We start from the raw sequence: 14,126 nt of genomic DNA, 5'->3' as shown, positions 1-14,126 counted from the left end.
GCACAACGTCAGTTCGCGGATTATTCCACCTTGGCACTCGTATCGACGAGGCCGGGCACTTCAACGTATGTCTATGCCACCGTTGCCCGTTTTAAAAAGGGACGCGGGGAGGGCCCAGAGGCACTACGTGCCGGACGACTTCAGGCCGAGTTCGCGAGCGCGATCAGAGTCTTCTGGAACCGTCCCTGCTGAGGACCCGACCTCGACAATATGGTTGTCAGCGTCAACGAATGCGACGGCAGGCTCCCAGCCTTTCACCATGGACTCTGGAACCTGGCAGTAGGCCATGATGATGACCAGATCGCCGAGGTTCACGAGGTGCGCAGCGGCGCCGTTGAGCTGGATGACACCGGAGCCTCGCGGACCGGCGATCGTGTAGGTGGACAGGCGATTGCCATTGTTCACGTCTGCAACGTCGACTCGTTGCCCGGGCGCAATGTTCGCCGCGTCCAGCAGCTCCTCATCGATGGTGATCGAACCGACGTAGTGCAAGTCAGCACCCGTGACGGTGGCGCGGTGGATCTTGCCCTGGATCATCGAGCGCATGATTTCACTCACCAGCATTCCCCTGTTCAACGGGCGCCACAAACGACATATTGTCGATCAGGCGCGTGGTGCCAACCTTGGCTGCGAGCAGCAGACGATATTCGCGCTCCCCCGCCTGATTCAAGGTCGCGGGATGCAAGGAATCAGCCGACGTCAGTTCTGCCGATCCGTAGGCGCCCAGGATATCGAAGGTTCCATCATCGACCAGCGCAATGTAATCAATGTCGATATCTCCGGTCGCCTCGAGGTGGCCTCGTATGACGTCAATAATCTGGGTGGCAGGTGCGCCCGCACGACCCGCTTCAACACCCAGCGTCAAGCTCTGGTTGAGAGCACGAGCGCGGACACGCTCTTCGTCAGACAGGTAGCGGTTGCGACTGGACAGGGCAACGCCGTCGGTGTCACGCACAATCGGAACGCCGATCACGGTCACCGGCACGTCGAGCTGGCGGAACACATGGCGCAACATCGCAAGTTGCTGAGCATCCTTTTCGCCGAACAGTGCAACATCTGGGCAAACGAGCCCCATGACCTTCGTGCACACCAGCGCAACCCCACCGAAGTGGGTCGGGCGAGTCTTGCCTTCTAGGACGCGAGCAATCGGACCGGGATCAATCGAAACGGTGACGGGCTCGGGGTAGGCATCTTCGGGGCTCGGTGCCCACACGACATCCGCGCCCACGGTTTCAAGCGCGTCCATGTCCGCTTCGAGCGTGCGCGGGTAGGCATCATAGTCCTCACCCGGAGCAAACTGCGTGGGGTTCACGAAAATCGTGACGATGACGTGATCACCGTGCGCCTTCGCCTGTTTGACCAGCTCCAAATGCCCCGAATGCAGGGCGCCCATCGTCATCACCAGAGCTCGCGAGCCGGTCAATGGCTTCAGCGCTGTGGCAAGTTCTTCACGCGTATGAGTGAGCACTGGTCGTTTCGTCATACTTCCATTGTCGTAGTAGGCAGACTCATATGCGACCTCTAAGGGCGAGTATTCCCCCACGTTTCTGACTGATGCACTGCCAATTCTGCGCCAACACGACGCGGACAACCAGCGTCAGAGCCCGCCTTCCATCAACGCCGTTTTAATCGAGTCGCACGCTCTATCACTCAGGTGGCCTCGTCGATAGAGGATGTCGGTCGCCTGATGCGCACGCGCGCGGTAGATATCCGCGAAATCACCCCCAGCATCACGATCACCGTCGGATGCGAGCAGGCCAGCCAGCGCTTTCACATGTTCAGCAATGACCTGCGTATCGCCGTTCGCAATCGGAGCCGCAAAAGCCCGCTCAATTTCAGACAGCGCTTTTTCTGCCGTTCCAGCCAGAAGCGAAGAAGCGAAGAGAGCGGGGTCCTCAATCCCAGCACGTTCAAGACCAGCCAACGACTGGACGACCGCCGTCACGATCCCAAGCGTGCCAAGCGTGAGCGCCGCGTGGACTGCCGGGCGAGCATCTTCGTCGACAACAATGGGTTCACCACCCATTTCCACAACCAGCGCCTGCGCGATCGGCAAGAAAGGTGCGGGCGCGCTGACAGCAAACGGAGTACCCGACAGACGCGGAATATCAAGGCTCATACCCGTGAATGTCATAACGGGGTAAATCGCGGTCGGAATCGCGCCATTCGCCTGCGCGGGCGCCAGAATCCCGGTTCCAAACGGACCGGCCAGATGGCAGACGATCTGCCCCATTTTCCACGCGCCCATGTCGGCAAGGCCCTTGACCAGAGGCTCGATTTCTCCGTCGGGAACGGCCAGAATCACCAAGCCCGATGCGGCAATTACCTCGGTTTCATCCATGATCGCCACGCCCGGGAGCATCATCTCCGCACGCTCACGCTCAGCGTCCGTGTGCGCGACGACGCCGGCGATTCGATGCCCCACGGAACGTAGAGCGGAAGCGATGACAGGACCGACCGTCCCCATGCCGATGAGTCCGACGTCAAGCCTGCCTGGTTGCTCACTCACAATGTGCCGCCTTGAGTAGATGGTGTGCGCGGGCGCGCGTCTTCAACGGTAGTCGATATTCGCCCGCCGTTATTCGATCGACGAGGCCGCGCTCGATTCATCGGCTTCCAGCTGAACATCGGCGCGATCACAATCGAAGTTATCTTCACCTACGGTCACGCTGCTTTCACACGAGGGGTCATCCTGTGGCGCGTAGACGCTCTGATCATCCTGATGACGGGCGTCAAGACCCTTCGTGACGCGCAGCATCCAGTGTTCCGCGGGCTCGCTGGCACGCTTCAGCTGAGACTTCGCGCGGAGCTCTTCAAGCAAGGCAACGCCGGCTTCCTCATCAATGTGGCCTGCCAACTCTGGGGCACTACCTGGAACGATGGAAGCATTCACACCAACCAGCTGGCGCCTTTTCTCCCACGGACCTTGAATGATCGCCAGGGATTGAATCCGCTCCACGGGGATGAAACCGGTCTGCCAGGTCAGCCAGCCCTTGCGGATCACAAAGCACGTATCTGTCAGCGCGACTGCGCGACGCCTGTAAGAGAACCAATCAAACAGGCGCGCACGTATCGGAACGGGAAGGAATCCTTGCCCTTCGCGCGTTCCATTCAAAGCAGCTTCGATGAAAGCAACGGGGTCAGTCACACCCAAGTCACGGATCACCAGCCACAGAGCAAGCTCCGCGTCAGCGCGAGTGCCCACCGGCAAAAGAACGTCAGCGGAACGCTGAGACTTGTCACTATCGGTTTTGCCACCGTAGCCAGCCTGCGTGATCTTCACGCGATACCAGCCGAAGCGACGCCAAAGCCACGGCTGCTGAACAAGAACAGCGTGGACACGACGTGGCGGAATCGTCTGATTACGGGTTTCCAGAAGACCCGAACGAGTGCGAATACCATCCGGGGAAACGGCTGCAGTGAAGTTAAATTCGCCTGCGAAACGACTCCAGATTGCAGCGACGACAGGAATAATACCTGCAAAACCAGCGAAGATACCCGCCGTCCCCTCAATTCCGACTTTGATCAGCAAAACAACCGACATGACCAAGATGGCAAGCACAACCAGGATCGCAATGATCATGCCCATATTCGTCACCAGCGAAGCAACAAGCCTGCCCACAGGAACCGTGTACAGGACTCGTTCGGGAGCGACCACCGGACGCTGAGGAACCGAGGCACCGTCCTGTTCCGATGACGGTGTCTGAGCGATGGAGCCGGCCTCGTCCCCCGATCCGATGGCGGAATCAGACTGAGGCACATCCTCCACAGAAGCGGAAGTTGGCGAAGAGTAGACGCCGGCAGCGCGCGCCAAGATTTCAGCGCGCACATCATCCAATTCCTGTGTTTTAAGGAAACCGAATTCGACATTCGACTGTCCGCCACCGGCAACCTCAATGTTGATCTTGCCTAAGCCGAAAATACGCCCCAGCAACGGATGATGAATATCGACCGCCTGAATGCGATCCAGGCGAGCGTGCTTCAACGTTTTCACGAAGATGCCAGCGCGGTAATACACGCCTTCGTCGACAACGGCGAAAGACGTGAACTTCCACGAGAAGTACGAAAACAGCGCGATCGCAAGAAGAATCAAGAAGGCCGAACCGACAATGACGCCAACGACCAGCGAGAGCGCCTGATGGCGAACAAAATCAGAATTCGCAATATCGGCAACCATGTCGAAATTCTGATAGGTGACAACCGCAAGCAGAGCCACGATCGCCTTCCACGCATGGATAATCGGAGATGCCGGGTGCAGTTTGCGCCACTGCTCGTCGGAGACACCGCCCTGCGTGGCGCGCAAAGGGGCGGATTCATTCGATTTTTTCACAGGCCAGCCAATTCCGCCGTGCCACGCTCGGCAAGCATGTCGCGAAGGCGAGCGGCTTCAGCAACCGGAACACCGTTCAACGTCGCATCCGTCGATGCGGACGCCGTATGAATCTTCAGCTCTGCGATGCCGTAGTGGCGAGCAATTGGACCTTCAGAGAGTTCCACATACTGAATACGACCGTAAGGAATCAACGTCAGACGACGGAACATAATGCCCTTGCGGATCAAAAAATCGTCATCGCCCGTGCCAAATGCCATCGCGCGAACCTGACGGTGAATAATCGCCAGCGACCAGACCATCATGATGACAACAACCGCGAATCCGATCCACCACCACTTCGAAACGAGAACCGCGAGCGCGACTCCGCCGGCGAGCAGAGGCAGGAACGTCAGAATCGTCGTGATGATGCGGACCTGGGCAAGCTTGGGCGATACGGAGTGGAACTCCACATCGGGTGGGCTCATCGGATCGAGCATCGCTGGTCCTTTCGGGTTCTCTCATTTGTGTTCTTGGAGTTCTATCGTGCCATATGCACAGGTCGTTGATAAGTGCTGAATAAATGGTGTGGCACAGAAACGGGCTTTTACACGCACACATGCGACTCTCGCAAACCATTCAGGAAACATTCAGAAATATCAGTCACACTATGGATATGACACGCACAGGCACTGAGGAAGAAGCTCGCCTGCTCGTCGTTGACGACGAGCCGAATATTCGCGACCTTCTGGCATCATCACTTCGTTTTGCCGGATTCGATGTCCTGACCGCGGAAGATGGCCACTCCGCCTACCGTATCGCCATGGACGAGGCCCCTGACCTGATCGTTTTGGACGTCATGTTGCCAGACATGGACGGATTCACCGTGACCCGTCGCCTGCGCGAAGCAGGAGCGACAGTCCCCGTTCTATTCCTGACCGCACGCGACGATATGCGCGACAAGATCCAGGGTCTGACTGTCGGTGGCGACGACTACGTTACTAAGCCCTTTGGCCTTGAAGAGGTCGTTGCCCGTATCCGCGCCATCTTGCGACGCACCATCGGCTCCGACGAAGACGATGGCAAGCTCCGCGTCGGCGACCTGATCATTGACGAGGATGCGCACGAGGTCAGCCGTGCGGGCGTCGAAATCGACCTGTCCCCCACAGAGTTCAAGCTTCTTCGCTACCTGGTGATCAATGAGGGACGCGTCGTGTCGAAGATGCAGATCTTGGATCACGTGTGGGAATACGACTGGGGTGGAGAAGTTGCGATCGTCGAATCGTATATCTCCTACCTGCGTCGCAAGTTGGCAGTCGAAGGTGCGGGCGGCGAACTGATCCACACCAAGCGCGGTGTCGGATACATCCTGCGCGCCGACGACTGAGGAATACATGAGTAGCTCCTCGGGACCGCTTGGCCACCTGCGTACTTTTTGGGAACGTCGTCCCCTCTCTACTCAGCTGGTCACCCTGATTACAACCCTGTTGGCTCTGGGGCTGATCATGTCTGGAACGGTCATGGTAGGCCTCCTGCAACGCCATCTGGTGTCTCAGATTGACGAACAGTTGCGCGTCACGGCGAGCTCTTTCATTCGAGGCGAAAACACGTCGATTAAAGACGGCACCTCGGGTCTACCAACCCTGTATTACATTCACGCACGCTCCATAAGCGGCGACGATACGACCTACTACTACCCGGGAACGTTGGAAACATCGGGAACACCCGTGATCCCGGATCTGCTTGCAACTGCGCAGATTTCGGAAACCTCCGACGAGATCACTAACCCCATTACCGTGCCCTCGACTAAACTGGGCTCCAACTGGCGCGCGGTCGCTTTCCCGTTCTATGCGTCCTCCACGGCACACACGCCCCTGGGCACCATGACGATCGCTCTTCCTCTGACAGACGTTCAACGCACCCTGCGCACCACGGGCACCTACTTCTCGATCGCCGGTGTTGTCATCGTCTTCGTCGGCGCATTCCTGGGCCACACTTTGGTTCGCCGTTCCCTGCTTCCCCTGAGAGAAATCGAATCGACCGCGGGCAAGATTGCGGCCGGCGACCTCACACAACGCGTTCCTTCCCAACCGGGAAGCACCGAAGTCGGATCTCTGTCCCTGTCGCTCAACGCGATGCTGACCCAGGTTGAGCAATCATTCCACGCTCGACAAGTGTCAGAACAGAAGATCCGTCGCTTCGTGTCTGATGCATCCCACGAACTACGCACGCCACTAGCCGCGATCTCCGGCTACTGCGAGCTCTACTCCATGGGTGGCGTTCCCGATGAACGCGTCGACGAAGTCATGGGACGCATCCAATCAGAATCAACGCGCATGGCCTCACTGGTCGAAGACCTGCTGACCCTGGCTCGCTTGGACGAGGGACGCCCCCTTGAAATCACCGATATCGACTTGGTGAAACTTGCCGGTAACGCCGTATTTGACCTGCAGGCACTGGACCCCACTCGTTCCGTTGCCCTGACGTCTCTCAGCGGACACAAACCACCCATGACACTGGTGACGCAAGCCGACCGCGATCGCATATCGCAGGTATTCACCAACCTCATTGGCAATATCGTCCGTTATACCCCCGCGGGCTCACCCGTCGAAATCGCACTCGGCAAAACAGGAGACACGGCCATCGTCGAATTCCGCGACCACGGTCCCGGCATCGCAGAAGCAGACCAATCGCGAGTCTTCGAACGCTTCTACCGCGCCGACACGTCACGTGCTCGCACACAGGGAGGCTCCGGCCTTGGTCTTGCCATCATTGCCGGCATCATCAATGCCCACCGCGGCAACGCCACACTGAGCAAAACTAAAGGAGGCGGACTGACCGCCCGCATCGAACTCCCGCTCCTCTACTCCCCCGCGGACACGAACCCGGACACACCCGCCATCAGCCCCACCGACGTAGAAAAGTAGCATCCAGACCGGTAGGCCCCACGCACCCAGCGCGCCTGTCACGCGCTTCTTTCACTTCGAGAACGCACAGGCCTCCTCAATCCACAATGAGACGTAGGCCACCGGAAATGCCTTATTCCTATCCCCTGAGTATGATTTCGGCATATCCCTAAAACAGGAGTGAGCGTATGGGTGCTGGAGCACCACAATGGCTTATCAGCTCGTTTACTGACGCCATGATTGAACTCGGCACAACCGCCTCGGTTGACCGACTAACTCAAGAAGCGCACGCACTTGTCGAAGAATGGTCCGACGAGCGCCTGGCTCTGCATAACCTGCATCATCTGATTAACGTTCTTACGCGCATCGATGAGCTCTCTGCAACCACACACGACCCAGACGTCCTCCGCGTCGCCGCATGGTACAGAGGGGCAACCCTCAACCGTTGCATCGCGGTGAAACTCAAGGGCATCGACCCGCAGGCGACCGTCAACGAGTGCGTCGCCAACACCGCCGAGCACATGGAATCGCTCGGCGTCAGCGAAGACGTGACAAACCGTATCGGTGAACTCATCGGATACCTCGCCAAGCACCGCGCACCGCGTGACGATGTGGACGCCCAGGTACTGGTGGATGCCGACCTCGCACTGCTGGCCGGAAGCCCACAGGAATACAAGAAGTACCGCGAGAAGCTACGCAACGAACTCGCCGACCTGGAAGAAACTCCCTTCCTCAAAGCACGCCGCGCACTGATTATCAAGCTCCTGTCCTACGACCCGCTCTACCAGTCACCACTGGGAAGCGCGTGGGAAGACGCCGCCCGTTTCAACCTGGAAGTCGAACTAGCAAAAATCAACTCCGCACTCTGCCAGTGCGGTGACAACAATGACGATGCCGACGACACGGATGATTCCGACGACGCCCCCGAAGAGGATCTCACCACAACCGGCACCATCATCTTAAAGCGACGCCATCTGAAGAAGAACGTTGCTACGGTCGAAACTCCGGCAGATGAACTCACGATGACCGGCACCCTGCCGAAGGTCGTCATTCCTACAGAGCCTATCGCTCCAGAAGACGATGAAACAACGTCGTCCCTTGAAAGCGCGATCGAAGCAATGGATCTGCCGGCAAACCCGGCATAAGCCAGACTTATCCACATTGTGTGCGGGTGAGACTTATCCACAATTGAGCGCTCGCCCGGTTTCTGCTTCGTCCTTTCTTTCCTAGCGTGGGCGTACGCACCATTTTTCAATGTGCGTCACCACGATTGGAAAGGGATTCTCATGGCAGTTTTCACCGTCGATTCTTCGCAAATCTCAGCGAGCGCTATGCGCGTCAGTGTCCTCAGCAACGAAATCCGTTCGCAGATTCAGACGATGCTCGCAGACCTACAGGCCTTGGAAGGCTCATGGACAGGCGCTGCGCAAGCAAATTTTCAGACATGCGTCGCTTCCTGGCAAGCCACACAAGCGCAGGTCGAAGCATCTTTGGACACGATCGGATCTCATATGCAAATTGCAGCCCAAAGCTACGAAGACGCCGAGGCCGCGAGCGCAGGCCTTTTTGTGGGCGCATAAGCCATATTTCACGCTCTCACGTAGCGTCTGATGGGGTTGTCTACTGGCGTTTGCTCCAGGTGCCAACATCAGACGCCTGAGTAATGCCGATGGTTCCACAGACACGCCTGATACCACTTGCTCGACTGGTCTGAAGAGACAGTCGGGGCCGACCCTCATCTCAGGGTCGGCCCCGGTTGTTTTCAGCTACGCGAGACGCGCGCGAGCATCAGTGGCTCAGTACATGCCACCCATGCCGGCGTCTTCGCCACCGGCCGGTGCCGGCGGTTCAGGCTTGTCGGCTACGACAGCTTCGGTGGTCAGGAACATGCCTGCAATCGAAGCAGCGTTCTGCAGAGCAGAGCGGGTGACCTTCACCGGGTCAGAGATGCCGGCTGCCATCAGGTCGCCATATTCGCCGGTTGCTGCGTTCAGGCCGTGACCCGGTTCCATTGCTGCGACACGGTCTGCGACAACGCCACCTTCGAAGCCAGCGTTCTCAGCGATCTGCTTGAGCGGAGCGGAGATTGCGACGCGGACGATGTTCACGCCGGTTGCTTCATCGCCGGGCAGGCCTTCGAGGGTTGCCAGTGCGCGGTCAGCGGCCTGGATCAGAGCAACGCCACCACCGGCGACGAGGCCCTCTTCGGAGGCTGCGCGAGCATTACGCACTGCGTCTTCGATGCGGTGCTTACGTTCCTTGAGTTCGACCTCGGTTGCAGCGCCGGACTTGATGACGGCAACGCCACCGGAGAGCTTGGCGAGGCGTTCCTGGAGCTTCTCGCGGTCGTAGTCGGAGTCGGTGTTGTCGATCTCCTGGCGGATCTGACGGACGCGAGCGTCGATCATTTCCTTTTCGCCAGCGCCTTCGACGATGGTGGTTTCGTCCTTGGAGACTACGACCTTGCGTGCGCGACCAAGCAGTTCAAGATCAGCGTTTTCAAGGGAAAGGCCAACGGTTTCGGAGATGACCTGGCCACCGGTCAGGATTGCCATGTCCTGGAGCATTGCCTTGCGACGGTCACCGAAGCCCGGTGCCTTGACGGCGATGGACTTGAAGGTGCCACGGATCTTGTTGACGACGAGGGTTGCCAGAGCTTCGCCCTCGACATCTTCGGCGACGATCAGCAGGGGCTTGCCGGTCTGCATGACCTTCTCGAGAACGGGGACGATGTCCTTGACGTTCGAGATCTTCGAGTCCATAAGGAGTACGTAGGCGTCCTCGAGGACGGCTTCCTGGCGCTCGGTGTCAGTGACGAAGTAGGCGGACAGGAAGCCCTTGTCGAAACGCATACCTTCGGTGGTTTCGAGGGTGGTATCGAAGGAGTTGGTTTCTTCGACGGTGACGACGCCTTCTGCGCCGACCTTCTCGAATGCCTGAGCGATCAGCTGGCCGATGGCCAGATCGTTAGCGGAGATCGAAGCGGTTGCTGCGATCTGCTCGCTCGTTTCGACAGGCTTGGAGTCGTTGTGGAGCTGTTCGACGATAGCGGAGACAGCCTGGTCAATACCGCGCTTGAGAGCGATCGGGTTCGAGCCGGCTGCAACGTTACGGAGGCCTTCACGGACGAGCGCCTGAGCGAGAACGGTTGCGGTGGTCGTGCCGTCACCTGCAACGTCGTCGGTCTTCTTAGCAACTTCCTTCACCAGTTCGGCGCCAATGCGCTCGAACGGATCCTCAAGGTCGATTTCCTTTGCGACAGAGACGCCGTCCTTGGTGATGGTGGGGGCGCCCCACTTCTTGTCGAGAACAACGTTGCGACCCTTGGGGCCGAGGGTGACCTTGACAGTATCAGCGAGGAGGTTCAGGCCACGTTCCATGCCGCGACGTGCGTCCTCGTCGAAGTGAATGATCTTTGCCATTGGTGTGTATTTCCTTCCGCGGTGCGGATTGGGGATGGTGCCCGCGACGGACGGAACGCTGTTCATCTGGCCTTTCCAGATGCCGAACGCCCCTCACCTTCCCGCTGGTTTTATCACTCTGCCGTGGCGAGTGCTAACTCAAGTTTGGCACTCTCCCCTTTCGAGTGCAAGACGAGGCAAACGGGGTTCGCTGTGGGCGCAAACAGCAAAGTGGCCAGTCGATTTTCGACTGGCCACTCCTGCTAGTGTCGCGTTCGCGCCTAGAGCGCGAAGCGAGACTACCTCAACAGAACGACAATATCTGAATCGCCGATGTTATTCGACTGCTGAACGTTCGTGATGCCAACAGCTTCGGCAACTGCTCGCGCGCTGGCTTCCAAGTTCGGATCCTGGTAGTAAACGGTTGAATCCTGGGTCGTCCAACCGGTTGCGTTGCCCGTCGCTGCACCGGCAAAGCCTGCTGCGGTGAGCTCTTCGGCGGTCTGAGCTGCCAAACCGTTTCGGCCGGTACCGTTCAGCACTGAAATCTTCACGTTGGTGTCAACGATGGGTTCGTTCGCCGGGGCGGGCGTTGATTCCGGTTCGGTTACCGGTTCCGACCGAGCAGATTCAGCCTGTTCAGCGGGAGCAGACTGGGTGGTTTCAGGTGTCGACTGAGCCGACTGCGCTTCGGATTGCCCTGAAGGGGCGACAGTCGTATTCGACGAGGTCGGCCTGTTCGTCAGAAGGCTACTTGCTCCCCAAGCCAGTAGGGGAACAACGATCAGAATGACCAGGAATGGCCAGACTGACTTCCACTTCGACGGCTGAGGGCGGTGCATACCGACAGGCATATCTTCGCCGGCAACATCAAATTCATCACGAGGGTTAACTGAACTCACCCTTTTAGCCTAACGTCACGCACGTTTCGATGCCGAAGAAGACGCCGGCGCGCCGAGGCCTCGCCACGTATCACAATCAGATAAACATCGCGGCTTCGATCGCACTAATCTGAGCATATGAATGACGTTGCTCCTCAACCGCTTATCAATCTCATCGATCCCGGGTGGGCTGAAGCCTTGGCGCCCGTTGAAGACAAGATTCATGAGTTGGGAGTAATGCTCCGCAAAGAAATCAAAGCCGGGCACAACTATCTGCCCGCCGGTACGGATGTACTGCGAGCGTTCACCTACCCATTTAACGACGTGAAAGTACTGATCGTCGGTCAAGATCCATATCCCACGCCCGGGCACGCGATGGGGCTCAGTTTCTCCGTCACTCCGGGGACACCGATTCCGCGGTCCCTCGTCAATATTTTCACCGAACTGGAGTCGGACCTAGGCCTAGCGCGACCGACATCCGGTGACTTGACGCCGTGGGCGCGCGAGGGAGTCTGTCTGCTCAACAGAGTGCTCACGGTTCGCCCGGGTGCCCCAGGCTCGCACCAGAAACGCGGGTGGGAGGAGGTCACCGAATGCGCGATCGATGCTCTTGTTGCCCGCACAGATGACGAGGGCACACCACAACCGCTGGTGGCAATCCTCTGGGGCCGACCGGCACAGACGCTGGAACCGCGACTGAACCGCTTCCCGATCATCAAGTCGGTGCACCCATCCCCTTTGTCAGCACGTCGCGGGTTTTTTGGTTCGAGGCCTTTCTCGAAGGCAAATGACCTTCTTCGGGCTCAAGGAGCAACGCCAATCAATTGGCAACTCCCCTAAAACATCGGCACGGGAAAAATTTACATAGAGTTGACATTCTTCATCTTTGCCCCTTACATCCGTCTTTCAGACTTGAGCGTGGTCATCATCGATCACGTTGAAGGAGAAAGACCTGATGAAGAAAATCATCACAACTCTCGCTGCCGGAACCCTACTGCCCCTTGCACTCGCCGCATGCGCTCCCAACCAAGGAAGTGGCGTTTCCACCGAAGGCTCAACATCCATGGAAAAGCTCATCGGGAGCCTCGGCGAATCATTCACTAACGAAACCGGCATCGCATTCACCTACAACCCGACGGGTTCTGGATCCGGAATCCAAGCGGTCAAAGACGGACGAACCGACATTGGCTTGTCATCGCGAAGCCTCAAGGACGAAGAAAAAGCCCTTGGACTGAAAGAAACGCTTCTTGCACGCGAAGCAATCGCCGTTGTTGTCAATCCCAACAACCCCATCACTGACCTGAGCGTCGAACAAATTGCCGACATCTACACCGGCAACATCACCAACTGGTCTGAGATCGGTGGAAACAATGAGGAGATCGTTCTTATCGGCCGTGAAGCCGGATCCGGAACCCGAGACGGCTTCGAATCCATCACTCAAACTGAAGATCAGAACAAATACCGTCAAGAGCTCACCTCGACGGGCGACGTCATCACCGCCGTATCGCAAAACCCTGCAGCAATCGGATACGCAGCTGAAGCTTCCGTCAACGACTCCGTCCACGCTCTGAGCGTGGACGGAGTCCAGCCCACCGAAGAAAACACCCAAAACGGAACCTACGTCATTCAGCGCCCCTTCGTTCTTGTCACGAAGGAAGGAAGCGCTCTTTCTGAGAACGCACAAAAGTTCTTTGACTTCGCCACGTCGGAAAACGCCTACGAGCTGATCCTGTCTAGCGGAGCGGTTCCGGCACACTCATGAAATACGCCCGCAACCTTGAAAAGATCCTCCACGGCCTTTTCCTCGTATTAGGGACAATCAGTGTTCTCTCGGTCATCCTCATTACCGTCTTCCTCATTGTCTCCGGCCTACCAGCTATCCACTCGATTGGCGTCATTCCTTTCCTTTTCGGAACCCAGTGGGCCTCGACCTCAACTCCGCCCCTCTACGGGATTGCGCCGTTTATTCTCTCCAGCATTTACGGCACTGCCGGAGCCATCCTTCTGGGCGTTCCGCTGGGATTCTTCACCGCGGTATTTCTTGCAAAGATCGCTCCCTTACGACTGCGACGAAGCGTAGAAACAATCGTCAACCTGCTTGCCGGAGTGCCATCCGTTGTCTTCGGCTTGGTCGGCATGATCGTGCTCGTCCCCTTCATCCGTGCGACATTCAGCGTGCCGGACGGCGCGACACTCCTCGCAGCGATCATCGTGCTGGCAGTCATGATCCTGCCCTCGATCATCAAAATGTCGATCACCGCGCTCGACGCAGTGCCTCGTGAACTGGAAGAGGCCTCACTGGCCCTAGGCGCCACCCCTCTGGAAACTATCTTCCGCGTATCCGTTCCGACAGCAAAAAGCGGAATCGCAACATCGATCGTTCTTGGTATCGGACGAGCCATCGGGGAAGCCATGGCCGTCATGATGGTCGCCGGAAATGCGCCAAATATGCCGAATTCACTGTTCCAATCCGTACGGTTCCTGACAACGGCAGTCGCTTCTGAAATGTCATATTCCGCCGGACTCCAACGCCAAGCTCTGTTTTCGATCGCGCTGGTTCTATTCCTGTTCATTCTGGCAATCAACCTCTCGTTGAACGTCATGGTGAAAAAAGAAAAGAAGTAAACGC

The 14,126-nt window shown here is 57.9% G+C and carries 14 protein-coding genes; 7 read left to right on the top strand and 7 right to left on the bottom strand.

The window, feature by feature from the left end; all coding sequences use genetic code 11:
* Positions 1–123 precede the first annotated feature (123 nt).
* The 5 genes from panD to G5S47_RS01235 form a co-directional block, all read right to left on the bottom strand.
* Entirely contained in the window at positions 124–546 is a 423-nt protein-coding gene (gene panD / locus G5S47_RS01255; RefSeq protein ID WP_006680835.1) for an aspartate 1-decarboxylase, read from the bottom strand.
* A gap of 4 nt (positions 547–550) precedes the next feature.
* The gene (gene panC, locus G5S47_RS01250) at positions 551–1,483 is read right to left on the bottom strand and encodes a pantoate--beta-alanine ligase (RefSeq protein WP_219585639.1); all 933 of its coding nucleotides are present in this window, start codon (positions 1,481–1,483) and stop codon (positions 551–553) included.
* A gap of 114 nt (positions 1,484–1,597) precedes the next feature.
* Positions 1,598–2,509, bottom strand: coding sequence for a Rossmann-like and DUF2520 domain-containing protein (locus tag G5S47_RS01245; RefSeq protein WP_103632694.1), 912 nt, complete (start codon positions 2,507–2,509; stop codon positions 1,598–1,600).
* Between the two features lie 69 nt (positions 2,510–2,578).
* On the bottom strand, positions 2,579–4,330 hold the full coding sequence (locus G5S47_RS01240) for a PH domain-containing protein (RefSeq protein ID WP_257878473.1): 1,752 nt from the start codon (positions 4,328–4,330) through the stop codon (positions 2,579–2,581).
* Positions 4,327–4,809 (bottom strand): PH domain-containing protein, encoded by a 483-nt coding sequence (locus G5S47_RS01235; protein WP_006680831.1) that lies wholly within the window; start codon positions 4,807–4,809, stop codon positions 4,327–4,329. Before G5S47_RS01235 ends, G5S47_RS01240 begins: the two co-directional genes overlap by 4 nt.
* 176 nt (positions 4,810–4,985) lie before the next feature.
* Here G5S47_RS01235 and G5S47_RS01230 point away from each other — a divergent pair, with 176 nt between their 5' ends.
* The 4 genes from G5S47_RS01230 to G5S47_RS01215 all read left to right on the top strand — a co-directional run bounded on the left by G5S47_RS01230 (position 4,986) and on the right by G5S47_RS01215 (position 8,795).
* Positions 4,986–5,696: a response regulator transcription factor gene (locus G5S47_RS01230; RefSeq protein WP_040318511.1), complete on the top strand. Its 711-nt coding sequence runs from the start codon at positions 4,986–4,988 to the stop codon at positions 5,694–5,696.
* A gap of 7 nt (positions 5,697–5,703) precedes the next feature.
* Complete coding sequence (locus G5S47_RS01225) at positions 5,704–7,236, top strand: sensor histidine kinase (protein ID WP_219585638.1); 1,533 nt, start codon at positions 5,704–5,706, stop codon at positions 7,234–7,236.
* Positions 7,237–7,403: 167 nt separating this feature from the next.
* Positions 7,404–8,360, top strand: coding sequence for an HD domain-containing protein (locus G5S47_RS01220; RefSeq protein WP_219585637.1), 957 nt, complete (start codon positions 7,404–7,406; stop codon positions 8,358–8,360).
* A 141-nt stretch (positions 8,361–8,501) separates the two neighbouring features.
* Entirely contained in the window at positions 8,502–8,795 is a 294-nt protein-coding gene (locus G5S47_RS01215) for a WXG100 family type VII secretion target (RefSeq protein ID WP_006680827.1), read from the top strand.
* A 216-nt stretch (positions 8,796–9,011) separates the two neighbouring features.
* Here G5S47_RS01215 and groL read toward each other — a convergent pair whose 3' ends face one another.
* Both groL and G5S47_RS01205 read right to left on the bottom strand, forming a co-directional pair.
* Complete coding sequence (gene groL, locus G5S47_RS01210) at positions 9,012–10,637, bottom strand: chaperonin GroEL (RefSeq protein ID WP_040318364.1); 1,626 nt, start codon at positions 10,635–10,637, stop codon at positions 9,012–9,014.
* A 278-nt stretch (positions 10,638–10,915) separates the two neighbouring features.
* Complete coding sequence (locus G5S47_RS01205; RefSeq protein WP_219585636.1) at positions 10,916–11,518, bottom strand: LytR C-terminal domain-containing protein; 603 nt, start codon at positions 11,516–11,518, stop codon at positions 10,916–10,918.
* A gap of 117 nt (positions 11,519–11,635) precedes the next feature.
* Here G5S47_RS01205 and G5S47_RS01200 point away from each other — a divergent pair, with 117 nt between their 5' ends.
* From G5S47_RS01200 to pstC, 3 genes are all read left to right on the top strand, one after another.
* The gene (locus G5S47_RS01200) at positions 11,636–12,337 is read left to right on the top strand and encodes a uracil-DNA glycosylase (protein ID WP_103632688.1); all 702 of its coding nucleotides are present in this window, start codon (positions 11,636–11,638) and stop codon (positions 12,335–12,337) included.
* A gap of 115 nt (positions 12,338–12,452) precedes the next feature.
* On the top strand, positions 12,453–13,259 hold the full coding sequence (locus tag G5S47_RS01195) for a phosphate ABC transporter substrate-binding protein (protein ID WP_006680823.1): 807 nt from the start codon (positions 12,453–12,455) through the stop codon (positions 13,257–13,259).
* A complete protein-coding gene (pstC, locus tag G5S47_RS01190; protein ID WP_219585635.1) occupies positions 13,256–14,122 on the top strand; it encodes a phosphate ABC transporter permease subunit PstC in 867 nt (288 codons plus the stop codon). Before G5S47_RS01195 ends, pstC begins: the two co-directional genes overlap by 4 nt.
* Positions 14,123–14,126 lie beyond the last annotated feature (4 nt).

The organism is Schaalia turicensis (genome assembly GCF_019380255.1).
In the GTDB taxonomy this organism is placed as follows: domain Bacteria; phylum Actinomycetota; class Actinomycetes; order Actinomycetales; family Actinomycetaceae; genus Pauljensenia; species Pauljensenia turicensis_A.
Note: the sequence above shows the minus strand (reverse complement) of the source record. Positions and strands in the feature narration are given on the sequence as shown.

Bases quoted from the DNA above. Each gene is read 5' to 3' on its own strand.
- panD (WP_006680835.1), bottom strand. From the start codon at position 546: ATGCGCTCGATGATCCAGGGCAAGATCCACCGCGCCACCGTCACGGGT.
- panC (WP_219585639.1), bottom strand. From the start codon at position 1,483: ATGACGAAACGACCAGTGCTCACTCATACGCGTGAAGAACTTGCCACA.
- G5S47_RS01235 (WP_006680831.1), bottom strand. From the start codon at position 4,809: ATGCTCGATCCGATGAGCCCACCCGATGTGGAGTTCCACTCCGTATCG.
- G5S47_RS01230 (WP_040318511.1), top strand. From the start codon at position 4,986: ATGACACGCACAGGCACTGAGGAAGAAGCTCGCCTGCTCGTCGTTGAC.
- G5S47_RS01225 (WP_219585638.1), top strand. From the start codon at position 5,704: ATGAGTAGCTCCTCGGGACCGCTTGGCCACCTGCGTACTTTTTGGGAA.
- G5S47_RS01220 (WP_219585637.1), top strand. From the start codon at position 7,404: ATGGGTGCTGGAGCACCACAATGGCTTATCAGCTCGTTTACTGACGCC.
- G5S47_RS01215 (WP_006680827.1), top strand. From the start codon at position 8,502: ATGGCAGTTTTCACCGTCGATTCTTCGCAAATCTCAGCGAGCGCTATG.
- groL (WP_040318364.1), bottom strand. From the start codon at position 10,637: ATGGCAAAGATCATTCACTTCGACGAGGACGCACGTCGCGGCATGGAA.
- G5S47_RS01200 (WP_103632688.1), top strand. From the start codon at position 11,636: ATGAATGACGTTGCTCCTCAACCGCTTATCAATCTCATCGATCCCGGG.
- G5S47_RS01195 (WP_006680823.1), top strand. From the start codon at position 12,453: ATGAAGAAAATCATCACAACTCTCGCTGCCGGAACCCTACTGCCCCTT.
- pstC (WP_219585635.1), top strand. From the start codon at position 13,256: ATGAAATACGCCCGCAACCTTGAAAAGATCCTCCACGGCCTTTTCCTC.